The sequence below is a fragment of the Robiginitalea sp. SC105 genome (genome assembly GCF_014243345.1).
Classification (GTDB): Bacteria; Bacteroidota; Bacteroidia; order Flavobacteriales; family Flavobacteriaceae; genus Robiginitalea.
This window is the reverse complement of the sequence record NZ_JACLZF010000002.1, coordinates 1,488,750-1,505,529: the sequence shown is the minus strand read 5'-3', so window position 1 is coordinate 1,505,529 and position 16,780 is coordinate 1,488,750. Positions and strand designations below refer to the sequence as shown.

Annotated in this window: 17 protein-coding genes and 1 rRNA gene; 8 read left to right on the top strand and 10 right to left on the bottom strand. The window is 55.0% G+C overall.

The annotated features are described in order from the left end of the window. From rrf to H7F20_RS15790, 4 genes are all read left to right on the top strand, one after another. A 5S ribosomal RNA gene (gene rrf / locus H7F20_RS15805) occupies positions 1 to 87 on the top strand; the annotation flags it as partial. 186 nt (positions 88 to 273) lie between these two features. Continuing rightward, the gene (locus H7F20_RS15800; protein ID WP_185787126.1) at positions 274 to 1,587 is read left to right on the top strand and encodes a hypothetical protein; all 1,314 of its coding nucleotides are present in this window, start codon (positions 274 to 276) and stop codon (positions 1,585 to 1,587) included. Between the two features lie 25 nt (positions 1,588 to 1,612). After that, positions 1,613 to 2,947 carry an amidohydrolase family protein gene (locus tag H7F20_RS15795; RefSeq protein ID WP_185787125.1) on the top strand — a complete coding sequence of 445 codons (1,335 nt, stop codon included), beginning with the start codon at positions 1,613 to 1,615 and terminating at the stop codon, positions 2,945 to 2,947. Between the two features lie 55 nt (positions 2,948 to 3,002). Then, complete coding sequence (locus tag H7F20_RS15790; RefSeq protein WP_185787124.1) at positions 3,003 to 3,638, top strand: hemolysin III family protein; 636 nt, start codon at positions 3,003 to 3,005, stop codon at positions 3,636 to 3,638. 47 nt (positions 3,639 to 3,685) lie between these two features. On the opposite strand, the gene H7F20_RS15785 is transcribed toward H7F20_RS15790, so the two are convergent. Beyond that, positions 3,686 to 4,606 (bottom strand): ThuA domain-containing protein, encoded by a 921-nt coding sequence (locus H7F20_RS15785; protein ID WP_185787123.1) that lies wholly within the window; start codon positions 4,604 to 4,606, stop codon positions 3,686 to 3,688. Between the two features lie 67 nt (positions 4,607 to 4,673). Then, positions 4,674 to 5,411, bottom strand: coding sequence for a ZIP family metal transporter (locus H7F20_RS15780; protein ID WP_370588521.1), 738 nt, complete (start codon positions 5,409 to 5,411; stop codon positions 4,674 to 4,676). Between the two features lie 7 nt (positions 5,412 to 5,418). On the opposite strand from H7F20_RS15780, the gene H7F20_RS15775 reads away from it, so the two are divergent. Further along, positions 5,419 to 6,573 carry a class I SAM-dependent RNA methyltransferase gene (locus tag H7F20_RS15775; protein WP_255444130.1) on the top strand — a complete coding sequence of 385 codons (1,155 nt, stop codon included), beginning with the start codon at positions 5,419 to 5,421 and terminating at the stop codon, positions 6,571 to 6,573. 3 nt (positions 6,574 to 6,576) lie between these two features. Here the strand turns inward: H7F20_RS15775 and H7F20_RS15770 are convergent, their stop codons facing one another. The 3 genes from H7F20_RS15770 to rlmD are packed head-to-tail and all read right to left on the bottom strand — an operon-like array spanning position 6,577 to position 9,302. Beyond that, the gene (locus H7F20_RS15770; protein WP_185787121.1) at positions 6,577 to 7,359 is read right to left on the bottom strand and encodes a DUF6048 family protein; all 783 of its coding nucleotides are present in this window, start codon (positions 7,357 to 7,359) and stop codon (positions 6,577 to 6,579) included. Continuing rightward, the gene (locus H7F20_RS15765; RefSeq protein WP_221898789.1) at positions 7,340 to 7,873 is read right to left on the bottom strand and encodes a DUF6452 family protein; all 534 of its coding nucleotides are present in this window, start codon (positions 7,871 to 7,873) and stop codon (positions 7,340 to 7,342) included. Before H7F20_RS15765 ends, H7F20_RS15770 begins: the two co-directional genes overlap by 20 nt. A gap of 10 nt (positions 7,874 to 7,883) precedes the next feature. Beyond that, complete coding sequence (rlmD, locus tag H7F20_RS15760; protein ID WP_185787120.1) at positions 7,884 to 9,302, bottom strand: 23S rRNA (uracil(1939)-C(5))-methyltransferase RlmD; 1,419 nt, start codon at positions 9,300 to 9,302, stop codon at positions 7,884 to 7,886. Positions 9,303 to 9,410: 108 nt separating this feature from the next. Between rlmD and H7F20_RS15755 the strand changes: the two genes are divergently transcribed. From H7F20_RS15755 to rocD, 3 genes are all read left to right on the top strand, one after another. Continuing rightward, positions 9,411 to 9,953, top strand: a complete 543-nt coding sequence (locus H7F20_RS15755; protein WP_185787119.1) for an RNA polymerase sigma factor — start codon at positions 9,411 to 9,413, stop codon at positions 9,951 to 9,953. Beyond that, positions 9,950 to 10,348, top strand: a complete 399-nt coding sequence (locus H7F20_RS15750) for a DUF6768 family protein (protein ID WP_185787118.1) — start codon at positions 9,950 to 9,952, stop codon at positions 10,346 to 10,348. Before H7F20_RS15755 ends, H7F20_RS15750 begins: the two co-directional genes overlap by 4 nt. Positions 10,349 to 10,444: 96 nt before the next feature. Beyond that, positions 10,445 to 11,722 (top strand): ornithine--oxo-acid transaminase, encoded by a 1,278-nt coding sequence (rocD, locus tag H7F20_RS15745; protein ID WP_185787117.1) that lies wholly within the window; start codon positions 10,445 to 10,447, stop codon positions 11,720 to 11,722. A 111-nt stretch (positions 11,723 to 11,833) separates the two neighbouring features. Here the strand turns inward: rocD and rplS are convergent, their stop codons facing one another. The 5 genes from rplS to H7F20_RS15720 all read right to left on the bottom strand — a co-directional run bounded on the left by rplS (position 11,834) and on the right by H7F20_RS15720 (position 16,722). Continuing rightward, on the bottom strand, positions 11,834 to 12,184 hold the full coding sequence (gene rplS, locus H7F20_RS15740; RefSeq protein ID WP_185787116.1) for a 50S ribosomal protein L19: 351 nt from the start codon (positions 12,182 to 12,184) through the stop codon (positions 11,834 to 11,836). Positions 12,185 to 12,298: 114 nt separating this feature from the next. Continuing rightward, positions 12,299 to 12,988, bottom strand: a complete 690-nt coding sequence (trmD, locus tag H7F20_RS15735; protein ID WP_185787115.1) for a tRNA (guanosine(37)-N1)-methyltransferase TrmD — start codon at positions 12,986 to 12,988, stop codon at positions 12,299 to 12,301. Positions 12,989 to 13,009: 21 nt separating this feature from the next. Next, positions 13,010 to 13,621 carry a tRNA (guanine-N1)-methyltransferase gene (locus H7F20_RS15730; RefSeq protein ID WP_185787114.1) on the bottom strand — a complete coding sequence of 204 codons (612 nt, stop codon included), beginning with the start codon at positions 13,619 to 13,621 and terminating at the stop codon, positions 13,010 to 13,012. 137 nt (positions 13,622 to 13,758) lie between these two features. Beyond that, positions 13,759 to 15,207, bottom strand: a complete 1,449-nt coding sequence (locus tag H7F20_RS15725) for a glyceraldehyde-3-phosphate dehydrogenase (RefSeq protein WP_185787113.1) — start codon at positions 15,205 to 15,207, stop codon at positions 13,759 to 13,761. Positions 15,208 to 15,327: 120 nt separating this feature from the next. Continuing rightward, positions 15,328 to 16,722, bottom strand: a complete 1,395-nt coding sequence (locus tag H7F20_RS15720; protein WP_185787112.1) for a S1C family serine protease — start codon at positions 16,720 to 16,722, stop codon at positions 15,328 to 15,330. Positions 16,723 to 16,780 lie beyond the last annotated feature (58 nt).

Genomic DNA, 16,780 nt, shown 5'->3' with positions numbered 1-16,780 from the left:
ACCCCTTACCATTCCGAACAGGGAAGTTAAGCCCGTCAGCGCCGATGGTACTGCCTCACAAGGTGGGAGAGTAGGTCGCCGCCTCCTTTAAAGCCCCTCACAGTAATGTGGGGGGCTTTTTTTTATGCTAGCTACCAACGGCAAATTCAAAAAGGGGTCACCTTAGGGAGGGGACAGGCCCCCACCCCAAAAACCAATTTATTCCATTGCGGCGCAAACTTCAAGCAGGTCAGGGAAATTCCATTATATTTAGTCGGCCGACAAACCAACTGAATGAGCAACCAATCCTCGGATAAGAAATTTAAGGAATGGCTCGACATCCTGCAGCAGGAAAGCTGGCAGCTGGAGTTGATCATTTCCGGTTTCGCCATCTACGGGCTGTTCATGGTCATCGAACCCATTCAGGTCGCCGCCCAGGAGGCCCAGAATGTAAGCAATGTATTCAAAACCCTTCTGTACCAGGGCCTGGAGATATCCTGGTATATCATCACCATCAACCTGATTGCCCATGTCATTTTGCGCGGGTTGTGGATCGGGGCCATAGGGTTGCGGTATGTTTCCGGGGAAATCGAATATGACAAACTTCGCTACAGTCCGCGGTTTAACCGGCATCTGCAGAAGCGGGTGGGTTCCTTCGACGACTATGTGGCCCTGCTTGAAAAATACTGCAGCGTCATCTTTGCGGTCACCTTTCTGCTCGTATTTTATTTGCTGGGGTTGCTGGTTATCGTATTCAGCCTGGTATTGCTGGTCTTGTGGATGGAACGGGACGACACCCCCGGATGGGTAACCGGCTGGGTGATTATCCCCACGATCGTTTTCCTATGTATCGGCATGCTGTTGACCTTCGTGGATTTTGTCACCCAGGGCTGGCTGAAGCGCAAGAAATGGACCAGTCTCATCTATTTTCCGTTTTACTGGGTATTCAAGTTCCTGACCTTGTCATTCCTATACCGCCCCATGGTCTACAATTTTCTAGATACCCGGTTCGGGAAACGCCTCAACTGGTTCGTGGTCCCGCTTTACCTTGGGTTGACCATACTGGCGGGAACCGGGTTCAGTACCTCCAATTACCTCTCAGAGGAAATGACAGCCAACAGCTATACGGCCAATGAAACGAATTATGTGGACGCCATGGATGACCCCAGGCAATTTGCCGACCGGGCTTCCATACCTTCCAAGGTGATTACCGAACCATTCCTCAATGTGTTTGTGGTTTACGGCAGTTCGGTGGAGGATGATGTCTTCTATTTCAACGAGGAACTCAAGCCGGAGGAGGATCGTCGCGGGATCTACTCGATTTTTTCAGAAGGACGCACCAGCTGGCGCCAACTCTCGAACGGCACGCAATCCTACCTGCAAACGCTGGAGGAGATGTATACCCTATCCGTGGACAGCCTGGATTTTAAGCCGGATTTTGTATTTGCCCAGAACAAACAGAGGCAACTGGGCTATGAAACCTTCCTGGACATGACCGGGGTGCCCAGAGGAAAGCATATACTGAATGTTCGCAGGAAGGACCACGAACAGGATTCCGTCTATTTGCGAACAGTCATACGAATTCCCTTCTGGTATTACCCGGATTAACACACACCCAACCAAAATCCATTATATGAAAAATCTGATTTGCTTTTCCCTGTTTTTGACCACCCTTTTTTGCGCACAGGCACAAAATAACCTGAAAGCCCTTGTCGGGGGGACCCTGATCGACGGATACGGTTCCCAGCCGATCCATAACAGCGTCATACTGATCGAGGGCGAAAAAATCAAGGCGGTTGGGACGGTTGCCACCCTGGCCGTGCCGGATGGGGCTGAAGTGATCTCCACCGAAGGGATGAGCGTCCTTCCGGGGCTGTGGGACATGCACGTACACACCATGATCAACGGCCATGCCGACTACGCTTATTGGGATAAGACGTATTTGCCCCTCCTGAAGGATGTGATCATGCCGGCTTCCGCCCACCAATTGCTGATGGCCGGGGTCACCAGTGCCCGGGACCTGGGTGCCCCCCTCGAAGAAAGCATTGCCGTAAGGGACGCCATCAACCGGGGGGATATCCCGGGGGCAACCCTGTATGTTTCCGGACCCTTTATCCAGCATGAGCCCTACCCGGGGACGGAGGCTTTCCGCTGGGGCGTCAACGGGGCAGAGGATGGCCGCAAAAAGATCCGGAAACTGGCCGCTGCCGGGGTGGACTTTATCAAACTGATCGACCAGGACCAGATGAGCATGGAAGAGCTTCGGGCCGTGGTGGAGGAGGCCCACAAGCAGGGGCTCAAGGTAGTAGCCCACGGGCATCGTCCCGAGGAAATCCGCAGGGGTCTCGCTGTGGACGTCGATTGTTTTGAGCATACCGGGCTGTCGTCCGCCCCACGCTACCCGGAAGATATAATGGAAATGATCCGGGAGCGCACTGCCCAGATGAACAAGGGACCCCTTTTCTGGTGTCCCACCGTGGAAGGGCTTTACAATTACGAATATGTCCGCGACAACCCGGAAAAACTCGACAGCGATTCCTGGCACCTGGGGCTGCCGGACAGCGTGGTCGCCGATATCCGCAGGAGTTTCGAGCACCCGGACCGCTTGCCGTATTTCCAGTTGACCCCATCCCGCAGGCCCACGCTTGAAACCAAGATCCGCCAACTCCTGGATGCGGGGGTCGTGCTGATGATCGGGACGGACAGCGGCATCCCCATGAAATTCCACAGCCAGTCCACCTGGAATGAACTGGATGTTTGGGTCAATGAATTCGGTATCGACCCGATGTATGCGATCCGAGGGGCGACTTACTGGCCGGCCCTCTGGACAGGGGTGGCAGACCAGGTAGGTACCGTAACCCCCGGAAAATACGCCGATATTATTGCGGTTGAAGGGGACGTGCTCCGGTACATAAGCCTGCTGCAGGACGTGGATCTGGTTATCAAACACGGCAAGCGCTATAAATAGGCCTGGCAAATAATCCGCAAGCCTTATCTTTGGGGCTTCGGAAACGGGGTTGCCCATGTTGAATATCGATTACAAGGACGAAGAACACTGGAACACAGGCACGCACGCCCTGGGGTTCTTCCTGGGGATAGCCGGGGGCCTGGTGCTGCAGGATCTCGCCCAGGACAGGGACCTGATCAGCCGTGCGGCCGTTTGGGTGTATTCCTTTTCGATTTTATTGCTTTTCGCAGCTTCCGCTACCTACCACTGGGTGGCTGACCCGCGCATCAAGCGCAGGTTGCGGATCCTGGACCACATCAGCATCTATTACCTGATCGCGGGAACTTATACTCCGGTTGCCCTGGTGGTACTGCGGGATAGCAGTGGGTGGCTGTTTTTCTGGCTCGTATGGGGGATGGCCCTTTCCGGTACCATACTGAAATTGTTTTTTACCGGGAGGTTCGAGATTTTTTCCCTGTTGCTTTACCTGCTCATGGGCTGGCTGATCGTCATCGACCTGAAGAACCTCCTGGAGGCCCTCAGCCCGTCAAGTACCTTCTGGCTGGCCGCCGGCGGGGGGTTCTATACCCTGGGCATCCTTTTTTACGCCATCCGCCGGATTCCCTTCAACCATATGATATGGCACTTTTTCGTCCTCGGGGGCGCCGTATCCCACTGGGTGATGATCAACAGGATCCTTACCGGTAATTAAAGGGGAGGGATCCGGGATAAAGCTTCCTGCCCGGGACCCGGTTTTGATCAGGGGCTTTTCAGAGGAGCGTCGGGGACCTGTAGCTGGCCGGTGGCATACCGCATCCCGTCCACAAGGAATTGCAGGAATTGCGGATTTTCAAAGTTCTGCGCGTTATGTGTGGGTGCACAGACAAAAATACGGCCCTTGCCGTAGCGCTTTATCCATGAAATATAGCGCACCGATTCTTTGAATTCCCGGTCCAATCCGGTAAGCTCGGAAACCTCCATATAGAGGAGGGGGCGAAAATTTTTCTCCGCATACGCATTTTTAAAAAAATAGGGCTCATCCGTGAAAGTGATTCCAGTTCCCGCGAAACCCTTAAGCAGCGGATGGCCCGGCTCGGCCAGGTGTATCTGAACGGGTTGCTGGGGAGGGTGGAAATCAAAGCTGCCCCCGGTCATCCTGCTGAAGGCCATGGAGTTGTTCTGCATGGTGGTGCCCCCGTGCAACAAGACCAGGCCGCCTCCGCCCAACACGTAATCGATCAGGTTTTTCTCGAGCCTGGCTGCTTCGGATTTCCTTTGTGCTTCGGGCATTTCCGGGTCCTTCCGGAAAACGTCGTAAAAAATATCCCGGTGGTCCCGTTCCGGGCAGGTATTGTTCAGGACAACGGCAACGTATTCCTGCAGCTTTTCGGGTTCAAATACGGAAATATCCCGGGATGCCTCTGCCTGTGCCAACCCGGACTTGTCTGCCAGGAGCTTAACCACGGCTTCCGTATGGGGGATGGCCCAGTGTTCATACCCAGTATGAAGCGAAAAAACCAGTATTTTCTGCGGAGGCTGCCCCGCTCCCGGTTCAGGGGAAGGAGCGAGGCTTTCAATCTTTTGCAACCACTGAGGGGTGAGTTCAAAGGCCGGAAGGTCCTGGCTCTTCAAGCCGGCGGTTACAAGGAAAAACAGGAGGGCCGCTACGAGTCTTGGCATGGGTCTGGGCTATAGGGAATAACTCCCTCAAGGTAAGGATTTTCCAGGTTCCGGAAACGATAATGATCTAAAGGAGGAAGGCCAGTACCATTCCCAACACGATAACCGCGAGTTTGCGCAGGTTGAAGGTGTGCCCCTCAGAACTCTCAAAAAGGATTACGGTTGCCACGTGGAGTAACACGCCAATGACGAGTCCCAATAAGTAGGGCGCCAGGTCCTCAAGGAGTGGGATGCCGGCAGCCAGGGCCCCGAGGGGCGTCATCAGGGCAAAGAGCACCATAAAGAACCAGCAACGGGAAGGGGAGAGTCCCGACCGGAGCAAAAAGCCGCCCAGGATCAGGGCAACCGGGATTTTATGGATGACGATCGCCAACAGGAACCCGTCGTGTCCCCTGAGAGGGACCCCTTCCAGCAAGGCGTGTATGCAGAGCCCCAGCAGCAGCAACCACGGGAATTTTCCCTGCGGTACCACCCCGTGCACATGCCCGTGTTCCGCACCCCTTGAAAAATATTCCAGGATGATCTGGAGCAGGATGCCCAGGCCAATAAAGGCCCCGATTAACCGGGGATCCCCGGCGGTGTAGGCCTCGGGCAGGAGTTCCAATAGCGTGAGTGCCAGCAGGAATGCCCCACTGAAGGACAGCAACAGGTCACGACCCCGGGGGGCTTCACTGCCGCGCAGGACAAGCAGCAGGAAGCTAAGCAGAACGGCCAGGGCCGGAAGTATCAGGTACCAGGGAATCAGGGTAGTTGGTTTAGGTCGTATTGAGCCCGTAAAATTAATGTATTTTTGAGCTTTCAACACGAACCCCATGTCAGATAACTTCAGAATGCTTGCAAAAACCCTCTACGGGATGGAGGATGTCCTTGCTGGTGAGTTGCGGGCGTTGGGGGCAGGGAACGTAAAAACAGGAGTCCGTTGCGCATTTTTTGACGGGGACCTGGGGTTCATGTACAAAGCGAACCTGAGCCTGCGAACTGCCCTGCGCGTGTTGATGCCCATTTCTGACTTCCAGTTGCGGGACCCTGCCGAGCTCTACGATAAAATTCGGGAGGTCGACTGGACCAACTACCTTGACCCGGAGATGACCTTCGTGGTGGATACGGTACTGAACAGCGATCTATACGACCATTCCCTCTTCGTTTCCCAGAAGGTTAAGGATGCCATTGTGGATCAGTTCCGCACGAAAACCGGGGTCCGCCCCAGTGTTTCGGTCGCCGACCCGGACCTGCGCATCCACCTGCACCTGCAGGGGAATACGGCCCACCTTTCCCTGGACAGTTCAGGGGATTCGCTGCACCTGCGGGGGTACCGTACGGAGACCAATATCGCTCCCCTGAATGAAGTACTAGCTGCGGGAATGCTGCTGCTGAGCGGGTGGCGGGGGCACTCCGATTTCCTCGATCCCATGTGTGGCAGCGGCACGCTCCTTATCGAGGCGGCGATGATTGCCTGTAACATCCCGGCAAATATCAACCGGGAATCCTTCGGTTTCCAGAAATGGAAGGATTACGACCCGGCCCTGTTCCAGACCATCTACGATGCGATGCTCAACCGCACCCGGGAATTCCGGTATTCCATCCTCGGCTATGACAAGGCGCCTTCTGCCATCAGGAAAGCACAGGAAAATGTCCGGAATGCAAACCTGGACGCCTATATCCGTGTCGAACAAGCCGATTTCTTCAAGACTTCCAAGCAGACGCGGGGGCCCCTCCACCTGGCAACCAACCCCCCATACGGCGAGCGCCTGCCCGTGGACCGGGAGGTCTTTTACGGGATGGTGGGGGACACCCTGAAAAAAGAATATCCCAATACCCGGGCATGGATGCTGGTCGGGGACCCGGACATCCTGAAATGCGTCGGGTTGAGGGCTTCGCGGAAAATCAAGTTGTACAACGGGGGGATCGAATCCCGGCTGGCCCTTTTCGAGATTTACGAGGGCAGCAAAAAGGCCAAATACCAATAGGGATCACTGTTCGCCGGGTGTGCGCCGCTGCCTGGCCTTTCGGTAGAGGGGGAGAAAATAACTGATGGTGTAGTTGAACCCAACCCCGAAACTGCTGCCTTCCGTTACCCGGTTAAAGCCGGGGATCCACAGGTGCGGCATCCGGTCCGCTTCGGTTCGGCTTACCAGCATCCCGAGTCGCACAGAGGCCCCCATGTAGATATTTGCAAAGAGTTCTGCCTTTACGCCGAGGAGCACTTCAATCCATGCGGCATTCAGGCCGCCGAATTCCTCGGGGGCATCGGTACCCGGTACAAAGCCCTCCGGGTTCCAGTAGCGGTTTGAATTGAAATAGGAATAGGAATCCAGGTCCGTGGAGAAGGTGCTGAAAGCAGCGCGGGCACCTACAATGATCTGGTTGTTCATCCCGTACCAGTTTTCATATGTATTGTAATCCACCCCTGCTTTCAGGTAACTCCCGCGGCTGGTGATATCGTAAAGGGATTGGATGTTCACCGACCCTTCGTTGTCCAGCAGCTCGTTTACCCGCCGGGATTCGTTGCCGAGCTCGGCAGCGAGGTAGAGTTTTTCGGTTAACCGGAAATCCCCGACCACCTCGAAGCCCTGGTAATCTTCATTCAGGGCGGTTATCAGCAACCGGCTCAGGTCGGCCCCCACCCGCAACCCGTAGGCATCGGCCGGAACGGTCCGGGCCACCTGGGCGGAATCCGCCTGCTGCTGGGCCCCCAGGGTCCCCCACCAGATCAGGGCGAAGATCGGTATGGATTTAATGGTAGATCGCGACATGGGTGGTCTGGATTGATTGTACGGACGAAGTCACCACCCGGACACTGTCGATCCATGGGGATGCATCGGCCTGCAGGCGTGCCTGCAGCTCTACGTAATTGGTAACAAAGCCACAGGCCCTCGAAATAAAGGCATCGGACAGGGCATAGTCAAAATAGAGGGTATCCCGGTTCCCGGTTTCAATGCCTTCGCTGTCGTCCTGGGAGTTCCGGATCATCACAAAGCCGGTACTGGGCTGATCCGACCGCAGGGGCAGGCCTATGGAATCCAGGTTGGACCGGTCGGAAAAGGTCCCAACCGCATCCCCGTTCCCCAATCCGATCACCCGCAGGCGGGTGACATTCTTGGCTGCGGACGGATCTTCGGAGTTATAAAAATTGATGATAAGCAGGGGCGTATCGCCATCCACACAGATATCGTCCTTTTCGCATCCGCTCAGGCAGGCTATGAGCAGGATGACCAGCGTCAGGGCCCATACGGAAGGGCGACTCAGGGACGAGAAGAATTGCTGCATGGGCAGGGGTTTAAGCATGATCGCGGCGCTGTAAAAGTACGATATTTTCCACGTGGTGGGTCTGGGGGAACATATCCACAGGCTGGATGCGCACAACCCGGTAGTGGTTGCGCATCAGGGCCAGGTCGCGGGCCTGGGTTGCGCTGTTGCAGCTGACGTATACAATGCGCTCCGGCAGGATTTCCAACAGGCACCCCACCACGTCCTTATGCATGCCGTCCCTTGGCGGGTCTGTGATAACCACATCGGGTTTCCCGTGGGCCCGGAGGAATTCCTGGTTAAACAGATCCTTCATATCGCCTGCAAAAAAGGTGGTGTTGTCAATCCCGTTTTCAGCGGCATTGACCCGAGCCGCTTCAATAGCGTCCGGAACTGCCTCGATGCCCACGACCTCCCGGGCTTCCCGGGCAACGAACTGGGCAATGGTACCCAAACCTGTATACAGGTCATACACCATTTCCTTCCCCGTCAGGCCCGCAAACTCCCGGACCTTGCGGTACAGGGCATGGGCCTGCTTGGAGTTGGTTTGATAGAAGGATTTCGGGGTGATGCGGAAGGTGAGCCCTTCCATTTCCTCTGTGATATACGGCTGGCCGTGGTAGCAGACCAGGTCCAGGTCGTAAAGCGTGTCGTTGCCCTTCTGGTTGATGGTATAAAACAGGGAAACGATTTGCGGAAATCGCCCTTTCAAATAATCCAGCAGAGCTTCCCGCGCCGGCGGGTCATCTGCATAAAATTGGATAAGGACCATGAATTCGCCTGCCGCCGTATTCCGGACCATCAGGCTGCGGAGTAGGCCTTCCTGTTTGCGGGTGTCGAAAAACCGGAGCCCGTGGGTTTTTGCGTACTCCCGGATGGCCAGGCGGATTTCGTCCGATGGGTGGGCCTGCAGGTGGCACTCCTTCAAATCCAGGATCTTGTCCCACATCCCCGGGATGTGTAATCCCAGAGCATTCCGGCTTTCCACGGGCTCCCCGGAGGCAATTTCGCCAGGTTCCAGCCAGCGGCTATCGGAAAAGGAGAATTCCATTTTATTCCGGTAATAGTATGGCTCCGGAGCCCCCAGAATGGGGGATACCTCAGGGAGTTCCAGATGGCCGATGCGGATCAGGTTCTGCACCACCTCCTCCTGTTTGAAGCGGAGTTGGGCGGCGTAATCCATGTGCTGCCATTTACACCCCCCGCAGGTCCCGAAATGGATGCATTTCGGGGCAATGCGGTCCTGGGAGGGGTGGAGGATCTCAGTAACCCGCCCTTCGTAGTATCCCTTGCGCTTTTTCAGGGTCTGAACCGTAACCACATCGCCCGGTACCGCCCCGGAGATAAAGACAACCCGCCCGTCCGGGGCTTTGCCTACGGCCTTGCCCTTGGTTCCGGTTCCGTATACCTGAATGGATTCAAAGATTTCGGAGGTTCGCTTTTTTCGCATGCGCAAATGTAATATTAAATTGGGGGATGGCAGGCTATCTTTAGGATGTCAGTACCTTGCGGAAATGAACTTTTTCACGAAACGGTTGTCTTACCACCGAAGGCACATATGAAGAAGTTGACCCACATATTTGAGGAATTATTGGTTCTGGAAGCCCAGGGGGGCGACCGGAAAGCTTTTTCGCTGCTCGTGGAGCGCCTCCACCCAGTCCTTTGCAACCGGGCAACCTGGTACCTGAAGGATCCACAGGCCAGCCAGGATGTGGTACAGGAATCCTGGAAGACCATATATCTGAAAATCGGGACGCTGCGGGAGCCAGAGAAGTTTACCAGTTGGGCCCTGAAGATCGTAAGCCGTAAATGCCTGAACCGGTTGAAAGCCGAGAAGCGGTACCGGGAGTTCAGGGAATCCTATGCGTACCCGGCAGACTCCGATGCGGAATCCGGTATACCTCAGGCCCAACTGGCCGATTTGCACAAGGCCATCAAGCGGTTAAGCCGGGTCCAGCAGGAAGCACTTCGGTTATTTTATACCGAAGCTTACAGCCTTTCGGAAATCAGCTATTTACTCGATGTATCGGAAGGGACCGTGAAATCCCGCATTTTCAACGCGAGAAAAAAATTACGAAAAATTCTAAATCAACAGACATGAAAAAGGACGATAAAAGAATCGAGGAGATGATCAAACAGGGACTCTCACCGGAGGAGTCAGCCTATTACGATAGTTTGCGGGAGCAAAATCTCACCGGGATGATCTCGGGACTCTTCCGGGGCCCGACAGCATGGTTGTCGGCCCTTATGAGCTTCCTGCAGGTAGTCCTCTTCGGGGTATTTCTGTATTGCGTTATCCGGTTTATCAATGAGGATCAACTGCGACCCATGCTACAGTGGGGAGGTTTGGGGATGCTGAGCATCGTTGCGGTAGGCATGCTGAAACTCTACCTGTGGATGCACATGCTCAACCTGGATGTCCGCAGGGCCCTCAAGCGCATCGAACTGGTAATGGCCGGGAATGCGCTGGCCCGGAAAAAAGCCGCCAAGCCCTGAGGAGATCTCTGGAATTTTGGTAATTTTGAAAGGCTTTCCGGATGATTTCTCTCCATAAGAAGGAATTGTAGTTGTCAATTTTAAAAACTCAGGAGAATGGCTGTAATTGAAAAGCAACAATCCGAAAAGGCAATGGCTCTCGAAGCCCGTTACGGGGCCCACAATTACCACCCGCTGCCCGTGGTGCTCAGCAAGGGCGAAGGCGTTTATGTGTGGGATGTGGACGGCAGGAAATACTATGATTTCTTATCCGCTTACTCAGCGGTCAACCAGGGACATTGCCACCCGAAGATCATCGGGGCCCTTACGCGTCAGGCGCAGGAGCTGACGCTGACTTCCCGGGCCTTTTACAACGACAAGTTGGGGGAATACGAAAAATTCCTCTGTGGGTATTTCGCGTACGACAAGGTCCTTCCCATGAATACAGGTGCGGAGGCAGTGGAAACCGCCATCAAGCTCGCCCGGAAATGGGGGTATGAAAAAAAGGGAATACAGGAGGGGAAAGCCAAGGTGATCGTATGCCTGAACAATTTCCACGGACGGACCATAACCATTATTTCCGCATCCAACGACCCGGTAGCTACCGAGAATTTCGGCCCTTTTACACCCGGCATCGTCCCAATCCCCTACAATGACCTGGAGGCCCTGGAAGCTGCCATGGGGTCGGATGTGGCGGCATTCCTGGTAGAACCTATTCAGGGCGAAGCGGGGGTCAATGTACCCGATGCGGATTACATGAAGCGCGCCCATGAAATCTGTAAAGCGCACAACGTGCTGCTCATGGCGGACGAAGTGCAGACCGGTATCGCCCGCACGGGCCGGTTGCTTGCCAGTTGTGGCAATTGCGCTTGCCCGGAAAAGAATTGCAGTGGCACCCCGGAGGTCAAGCCTGATGTGCTGATCCTCGGGAAAGCCATCTCCGGAGGGGTACTCCCGGTTTCCGCCGTACTTGCAGATGACCGCATTATGGAAGTTATCCGGCCGGGCAACCACGGCTCCACCTTCGGCGGAAATCCCCTGGCATGTGCAGTGGCAACTGCGGCACTCCAGGTGGTAGCCGAGGAGCGGCTGGCCGAGAAAGCCGATGAACTTGGCCGGTTATTCCGGGAAAAAATGCAGGAGATCGTCGAAACATCGGACCTGGTCCGGCTGGTGCGGGGTAAGGGGCTGCTCAACGCCATAGTCATCGATGATTCGGAGGACAGTTCTACGGCCTGGGATATTTGCTTGGCCCTGAAGGAGAATGGATTGCTGGCCAAACCGACGCATGGCAATATCATCCGGTTTGCGCCCCCCCTGGTCATGACCCGGGAGCAATTGCTCGATTGCGTGGGAATTATCCGCAAAACCCTGAGGGAGTTTCAAAAAGCCTGACGTGGAGTTGCTGGTCCGGGGGGCAGACCCCTTGAACCGAGACGGTAGTACAACATAAAAAAGCCCCGGAATTCCGGGGCTTCTTTTGCTTTGCATTTTGCTGGGTCCGTATTAGGACCGCACTTCTTTGATCCGGGCTTTCTTGCCGGTAAGGCCACGGAAATAAAAGATCCGCGCACGGCGAACTTTCCCGCGTTTGTTGACTTCAATTTTCTGAAGGGCCGGCATATTGATGGGGAAGATCCTTTCAACCCCTACCGTGCCGCTCATTTTGCGGATGGTAAAGGTCTCGGTGGCCCCGCTTCCGCGACGCTGAATCACCACACCCCGGAAAAACTGGGTACGGGTTTTTTCACCTTCCTTGATTTCGTAATATACGGTGATGGTGTCACCGGCGGAGAATTGCGGGAACTCCTTCCGGGCGACAAATTCCTTTTCTACAAAGCTTACTAAAGATTCCATGGTATTGCTTTACATTATTATCCGGACCAACATTCACGTATCTCGTCAGAGGTTGAACCAAATCGTGTGCAAAAATAATCGATAAATCCCAACTGGCAAGAAAATAACTCAAATTTAGTGGTCCCCTTCGCGGTCGAGAAGGTCCGGGCGCCTCTCACGGGTACGCTTATACGCCTGTTCCTCCCGCCACGCATCGATTTTCCCGCTATGGCCGCTGGTAAGCACTTCGGGTACGGCCAGCCCCCTGAACTCCCTGGGACGCGTATAGATGGGCGGCGCCAGCAGGTTGTCCTGAAAGGTGTCCGTCAGGGCCGAGGTCTCGTCCCCGAGCACCCCGGGCAACAGCCTGATGACCGCATCACACAGGACGGCCGCACCCAACTCCCCCCCGGAAAGCACGTAATCCCCGATGGAAATCTCACGGGTTATCCAGAGGTCCCGGATGCGCTGGTCCACACCCTTGTAGTGCCCGCACAGGATCAACAGGTTTTGTTTGAGCGAAAGGGCATTTACGGCAGGCTGCCGCAATGGTTCCCCGTCCGGGGTCATGTAGATGATTTCGTCGTACTCCCGTTCCCCGGTAAGCTCTGTCATGCAGCGGTCAATGGGGTCCGCCATTAGTACCATCCCGGCCCCGCCCCCGAAAGGGTAGTCATCCACCTGCTTGTAGGCGTTTGTCGCGTAATCCCGCAGGTTGTGTAGGTGCACGGAAACGAGCCCATTGTCTATCGCACGCTTGAGGATGGAGGCTTCAAAGGGGCTTCGCAGCAGCTCCGGCAGGACGGTGATGATATCGATGCGCATGGGATGCGGCCACCCGCCGGGTTATTTGGATTTCTTGTACTTGTTGATTTCGTCCTGCAGCTGACGGCTGATGCGCTGTTCGCGCTCCAGGGCCCGGCGGCGGTGGTCTTCGTATTCGTTCTCGAGGTCCGCCAACTTTGTCTTGGCTTCCTGGGTAAGCACGTTGCTGCGCCGGAAACGGTAGATAAACATCAGCAAGAGCAGCAGCAGCCCGATAATAATCGTCCAGAGGATAATATTGTAGGTCGCCTTGGACACCAGGGCGCCGAAAAAGGACATACTGTCTTTTTCCTCAGTAACCGAGGCCAGTTGCTCGCTGGTTTCCTCCAGTTTGGTGTTCAGGTTTTCAATGGTGGCGTTCTGGCCAGCTATGGTCGCAGTCAACTGGCTGGCATTTTCACGCGCGGCCCGGAGACTGTCCAGCACATTACCGCGGAGTTTGTCCAGTTCTATGGCGCGTACCACCTCGTAACGCCGGCCTTCCGCATTGTAATTGCCGGAACGGTCAAAAATATACTCAAACTGGCTTTCGATGGTGCCCCCTTCCAGGGAGGGTTCGTCACTGTCCTGTGCAAATTGTAACGCACTGGTTGACAAAGCGATAAGCAAGGTCCAAAATCGTAGAATTTTCATCTGAGGTTGTTGTAGGGTTAAAGAGATTCTAGGGTGGGGCTAAAGTACTTCAATATTATGAAATTCTAAAACACCGGAGGCATTAACAACGCCGCCGTTTGTCGAAATACTTGCCTGAAGCAGAACCTAATAAGCGGTTAATAGTAGGTATATCGCCTGACTTTGGCGATGTATTTGGCAAGCCGGATTACCTGATGGGCATAGCCGAATTCGTTGTCGTACCACACATAAAGGATGACATTCTTGCCCTCGGAAGTCACAATGGTCGCCTTGCTGTCGTATACAGCGGGCGCAGACGAACCGATGATGTCCGATGAAACGAGCTCGTTGCTCAGGGAGTATTTGATTTGCTCCACCAGGTCGCCTTCCAGGGCGTATTTTTTCAGGATCGTGTTGAGGCTTTCCAGGCTGGTCTTGTTTTTCAGCTCCAGGTTGAGGATCGCCAGGGAACCATTGGGGACCGGTACACGGATTGCATTGGAGGTAAGCTTGCCTTCCAGGGCGGGTAGCGCCTTTGCCGCGGCCTTACCCGCCCCGGTTTCGGTGATGACCATATTCAGGGCTGCCGCACGTCCCCTGCGGTATTTGCCATGAATGTTATCCACCAGATTCTGGTCGTTGGTATAGGCGTGGATGGTTTCCAGGTGGCCTTTGCGGATCCCCAGGGAATCCTCCACTACTTTGAGGATCGGGGTAATGGCGTTGGTGGTGCAGGAGGCGGCCGAGTATATATGGACCTTGTCAGGGTCAAAATCCCGATGGTTTACCCCGTGTACGATATTGGGAAGGTCCTTGCCTGGGGCAGTCAGGAGTACCTTTTCAACCCCTTTCGCCTCCAGGTGCCTGCCCAGGGAGGCCATATCCCGGAAAGCACCCGTATTGTCAATAACCAGGGCGTCTTTGATGTCGTAGCGGGTATAATCGATATCCGCGGGATCCGAGGCCGAAATCATGTAAACCGTGGTCCCATTAATAACCAGCGCCTTTTTTGCGGGGTCGATCTCCACAGTGCCGGAGAACGGGCCGTGTACCGAATCGGTCCGCATGAGCATGGCGCGTTTTTCCAGGAGCTCCCTGCTGACTTCCCCCCGGGTCACGATGGCCCGCAGTCTGAGCTGGTTCCCTTTCCCGGTCTTGGCCATGAGTTCCCGGGCCAGTAGCCGTCCAATCCGGCCAAAACCATAGAGGATCACATCTTTGGGGGCAATTTCCGGATAGTGGCGGGCATCCTTGAGCTTGTCGATAATAAAGGCCTTGGCATCGTGGTACCCGCTGTTGTCCTCCGAATGGTATTCAAAGGTGAGTTTTCCGATATCCAGCTTGGAAGGCGGCAGGTCCAGGTCGCTTATGGCGCGAAGTAACTCAACAGAGTCAAAGATGGAAATCGGCTTTTGCACAAACTGCCCGGCATACTCGTGCAGGTTGATGATGTCGCTGACGTTGCGGTCGATGATCTGGTTTTTAAACAGGACCACCTCAATGGCTTTATCATACCACAGGTCGCTGATGATCTTGATAAATTCCGTGGTGGCCTTGCGGCGGTCTGCCTGGAAGGCCAGTTCCTTTTCGTAGGAGCTTTGATTCATGGGAAGGTTGTCGTTATATCCGGGCGTAAAATTATGTAATCCAGAATATATTGCCCAGTAAATTTGTAATTATTAAAAAACCCGCCTTAAATGGCGGGTTTTTTGCGTATTTCGCAATTTCTATTGAAATATGATACGTTCTTTCTCGCCATTTTCATCCAGCAGCGTAATGCTCGTATTGCCATAGCGGGAGATCTTGGCAAACAGGTTCCGGGCATCTTCGATATCCCGGATCTCCTCGTCATCGACTGCCAGGATAATCTTGCCCTCGAGGCCATATCGGCGGTAGGTTTCAGGAACACCGATGATTTTGACGCCGATATCCGTGCCGTATCGTTCCCGGTCCTTTTCAGAAAGGTTCTTTACCTTAACGCCCATTCGGGGCACCACAGCCGTCTGCCGTTCGCGGATCTCCACGGGGAGAACCTGTTGCTCCCCCTCCCGTTCCAGTGTTACCTGTACCTGGTCGCCGGGACGCTTGGTGGAGATGTAACCTACCAGGTCCGCTAGTTTGCGGACCCGGATATCGTCGACTTTCCGGATGATATCCCCGTGCTGCAGACCGGCCCGTTCCGCCCCGGAATCCTCTTCAACGCCTTCCACGTAGACCCCGTCTATTTCGTCTATCCCGTTCTCCACCGCATACCGCGTATTGAGGTTGGGAGATTCAATGCCGATGACGCCTTTCTGGACATCCCCGTATTCGAGCAGGTCCTCCACGATCTTTCGTGCGATATTGCTGGGCACCGCAAAGGAGTACCCGATATAGGAACCGGTCTGGGAGGTAATGGCTGTGTTGATGCCGATCAGGTCGCCATTGGTATTAACCAGGGCACCCCCGCTGTTTCCCGGATTCACCGCCGCATCCGTCTGTATAAAGGACTGGTTGCGGCCCAGGTCGCGAGCTTTGGCGCTTACGATCCCGGCTGTAACGGTGGAGGTCAGGTTGAACGGGTTTCCCACGGCGAGCACCCATTCGCCGATCCGCACATTGTCGGAATCCCCGAAGGCCAGGTAGGGAAGGGGCCGGTCCGGGTCAATTTTTATCAGGGCGATGTCCGTATTCGGATCCGTGCCGATGACCGCAGCCTCATAGGTGCGGTTGTTGTTCAGCGTAACGGTGAGCTGGTTGGCCCGCGCGATCACATGGTTATTGGTCACGATATGGCCGTCCGGGGAAATGATCACCCCGGAGCCGGTCCCCACCTGGGGCCGGCCGCGCTCCTCATATCCATAGAGGAATTCCAGAAGGCTCCCGCCCCCGCGACTCAGGGTCACGTTCTTGACGTGGACCACCGCATTGACCGTATTTTCGGCAGCCATCGTAAAATCCGCCTCATCGATTCCCGAACCTGACGTGAAAGCCGGGGTATGGCTGGTGGCAAAAACGGGGAGGCTGTCATTGCTGTCCCCCGCGTAGGAGCCCCCGCGGGGTTCAAAAAAGAGTTTATAGGCTCCCAGGGTAGTTGCCCCCGCCAGGAGCGCAACGATGAAAAGTCCGGCAAAACGCTTCATAGGCTTAAATCTTTTTGTACCCTAAAATTACAGGATTACCTGCCAAAATATTTTGGTT

Bases quoted from the DNA above. Each gene is read 5' to 3' on its own strand.
- H7F20_RS15755 (WP_185787119.1), top strand. From the start codon at position 9,411: ATGAAGAAGTTGACCCACATATTTGAGGAATTATTGGTTCTGGAAGCC.
- H7F20_RS15765 (WP_221898789.1), bottom strand. From the start codon at position 7,873: ATGCAGCAATTCTTCTCGTCCCTGAGTCGCCCTTCCGTATGGGCCCTG.
- H7F20_RS15725 (WP_185787113.1), bottom strand. From the start codon at position 15,207: ATGAATCAAAGCTCCTACGAAAAGGAACTGGCCTTCCAGGCAGACCGC.
- H7F20_RS15795 (WP_185787125.1), top strand. From the start codon at position 1,613: ATGAAAAATCTGATTTGCTTTTCCCTGTTTTTGACCACCCTTTTTTGC.
- H7F20_RS15800 (WP_185787126.1), top strand. From the start codon at position 274: ATGAGCAACCAATCCTCGGATAAGAAATTTAAGGAATGGCTCGACATC.
- H7F20_RS15790 (WP_185787124.1), top strand. From the start codon at position 3,003: ATGTTGAATATCGATTACAAGGACGAAGAACACTGGAACACAGGCACG.
- H7F20_RS15775 (WP_255444130.1), top strand. From the start codon at position 5,419: ATGTCAGATAACTTCAGAATGCTTGCAAAAACCCTCTACGGGATGGAG.
- rplS (WP_185787116.1), bottom strand. From the start codon at position 12,184: ATGGAATCTTTAGTAAGCTTTGTAGAAAAGGAATTTGTCGCCCGGAAG.
- rlmD (WP_185787120.1), bottom strand. From the start codon at position 9,302: ATGCGAAAAAAGCGAACCTCCGAAATCTTTGAATCCATTCAGGTATAC.
- H7F20_RS15750 (WP_185787118.1), top strand. From the start codon at position 9,950: ATGAAAAAGGACGATAAAAGAATCGAGGAGATGATCAAACAGGGACTC.
- H7F20_RS15785 (WP_185787123.1), bottom strand. From the start codon at position 4,606: ATGCCAAGACTCGTAGCGGCCCTCCTGTTTTTCCTTGTAACCGCCGGC.
- trmD (WP_185787115.1), bottom strand. From the start codon at position 12,988: ATGCGCATCGATATCATCACCGTCCTGCCGGAGCTGCTGCGAAGCCCC.
- H7F20_RS15770 (WP_185787121.1), bottom strand. From the start codon at position 7,359: ATGTCGCGATCTACCATTAAATCCATACCGATCTTCGCCCTGATCTGG.
- H7F20_RS15730 (WP_185787114.1), bottom strand. From the start codon at position 13,621: ATGAAAATTCTACGATTTTGGACCTTGCTTATCGCTTTGTCAACCAGT.
- H7F20_RS15720 (WP_185787112.1), bottom strand. From the start codon at position 16,722: ATGAAGCGTTTTGCCGGACTTTTCATCGTTGCGCTCCTGGCGGGGGCA.
- rocD (WP_185787117.1), top strand. From the start codon at position 10,445: ATGGCTGTAATTGAAAAGCAACAATCCGAAAAGGCAATGGCTCTCGAA.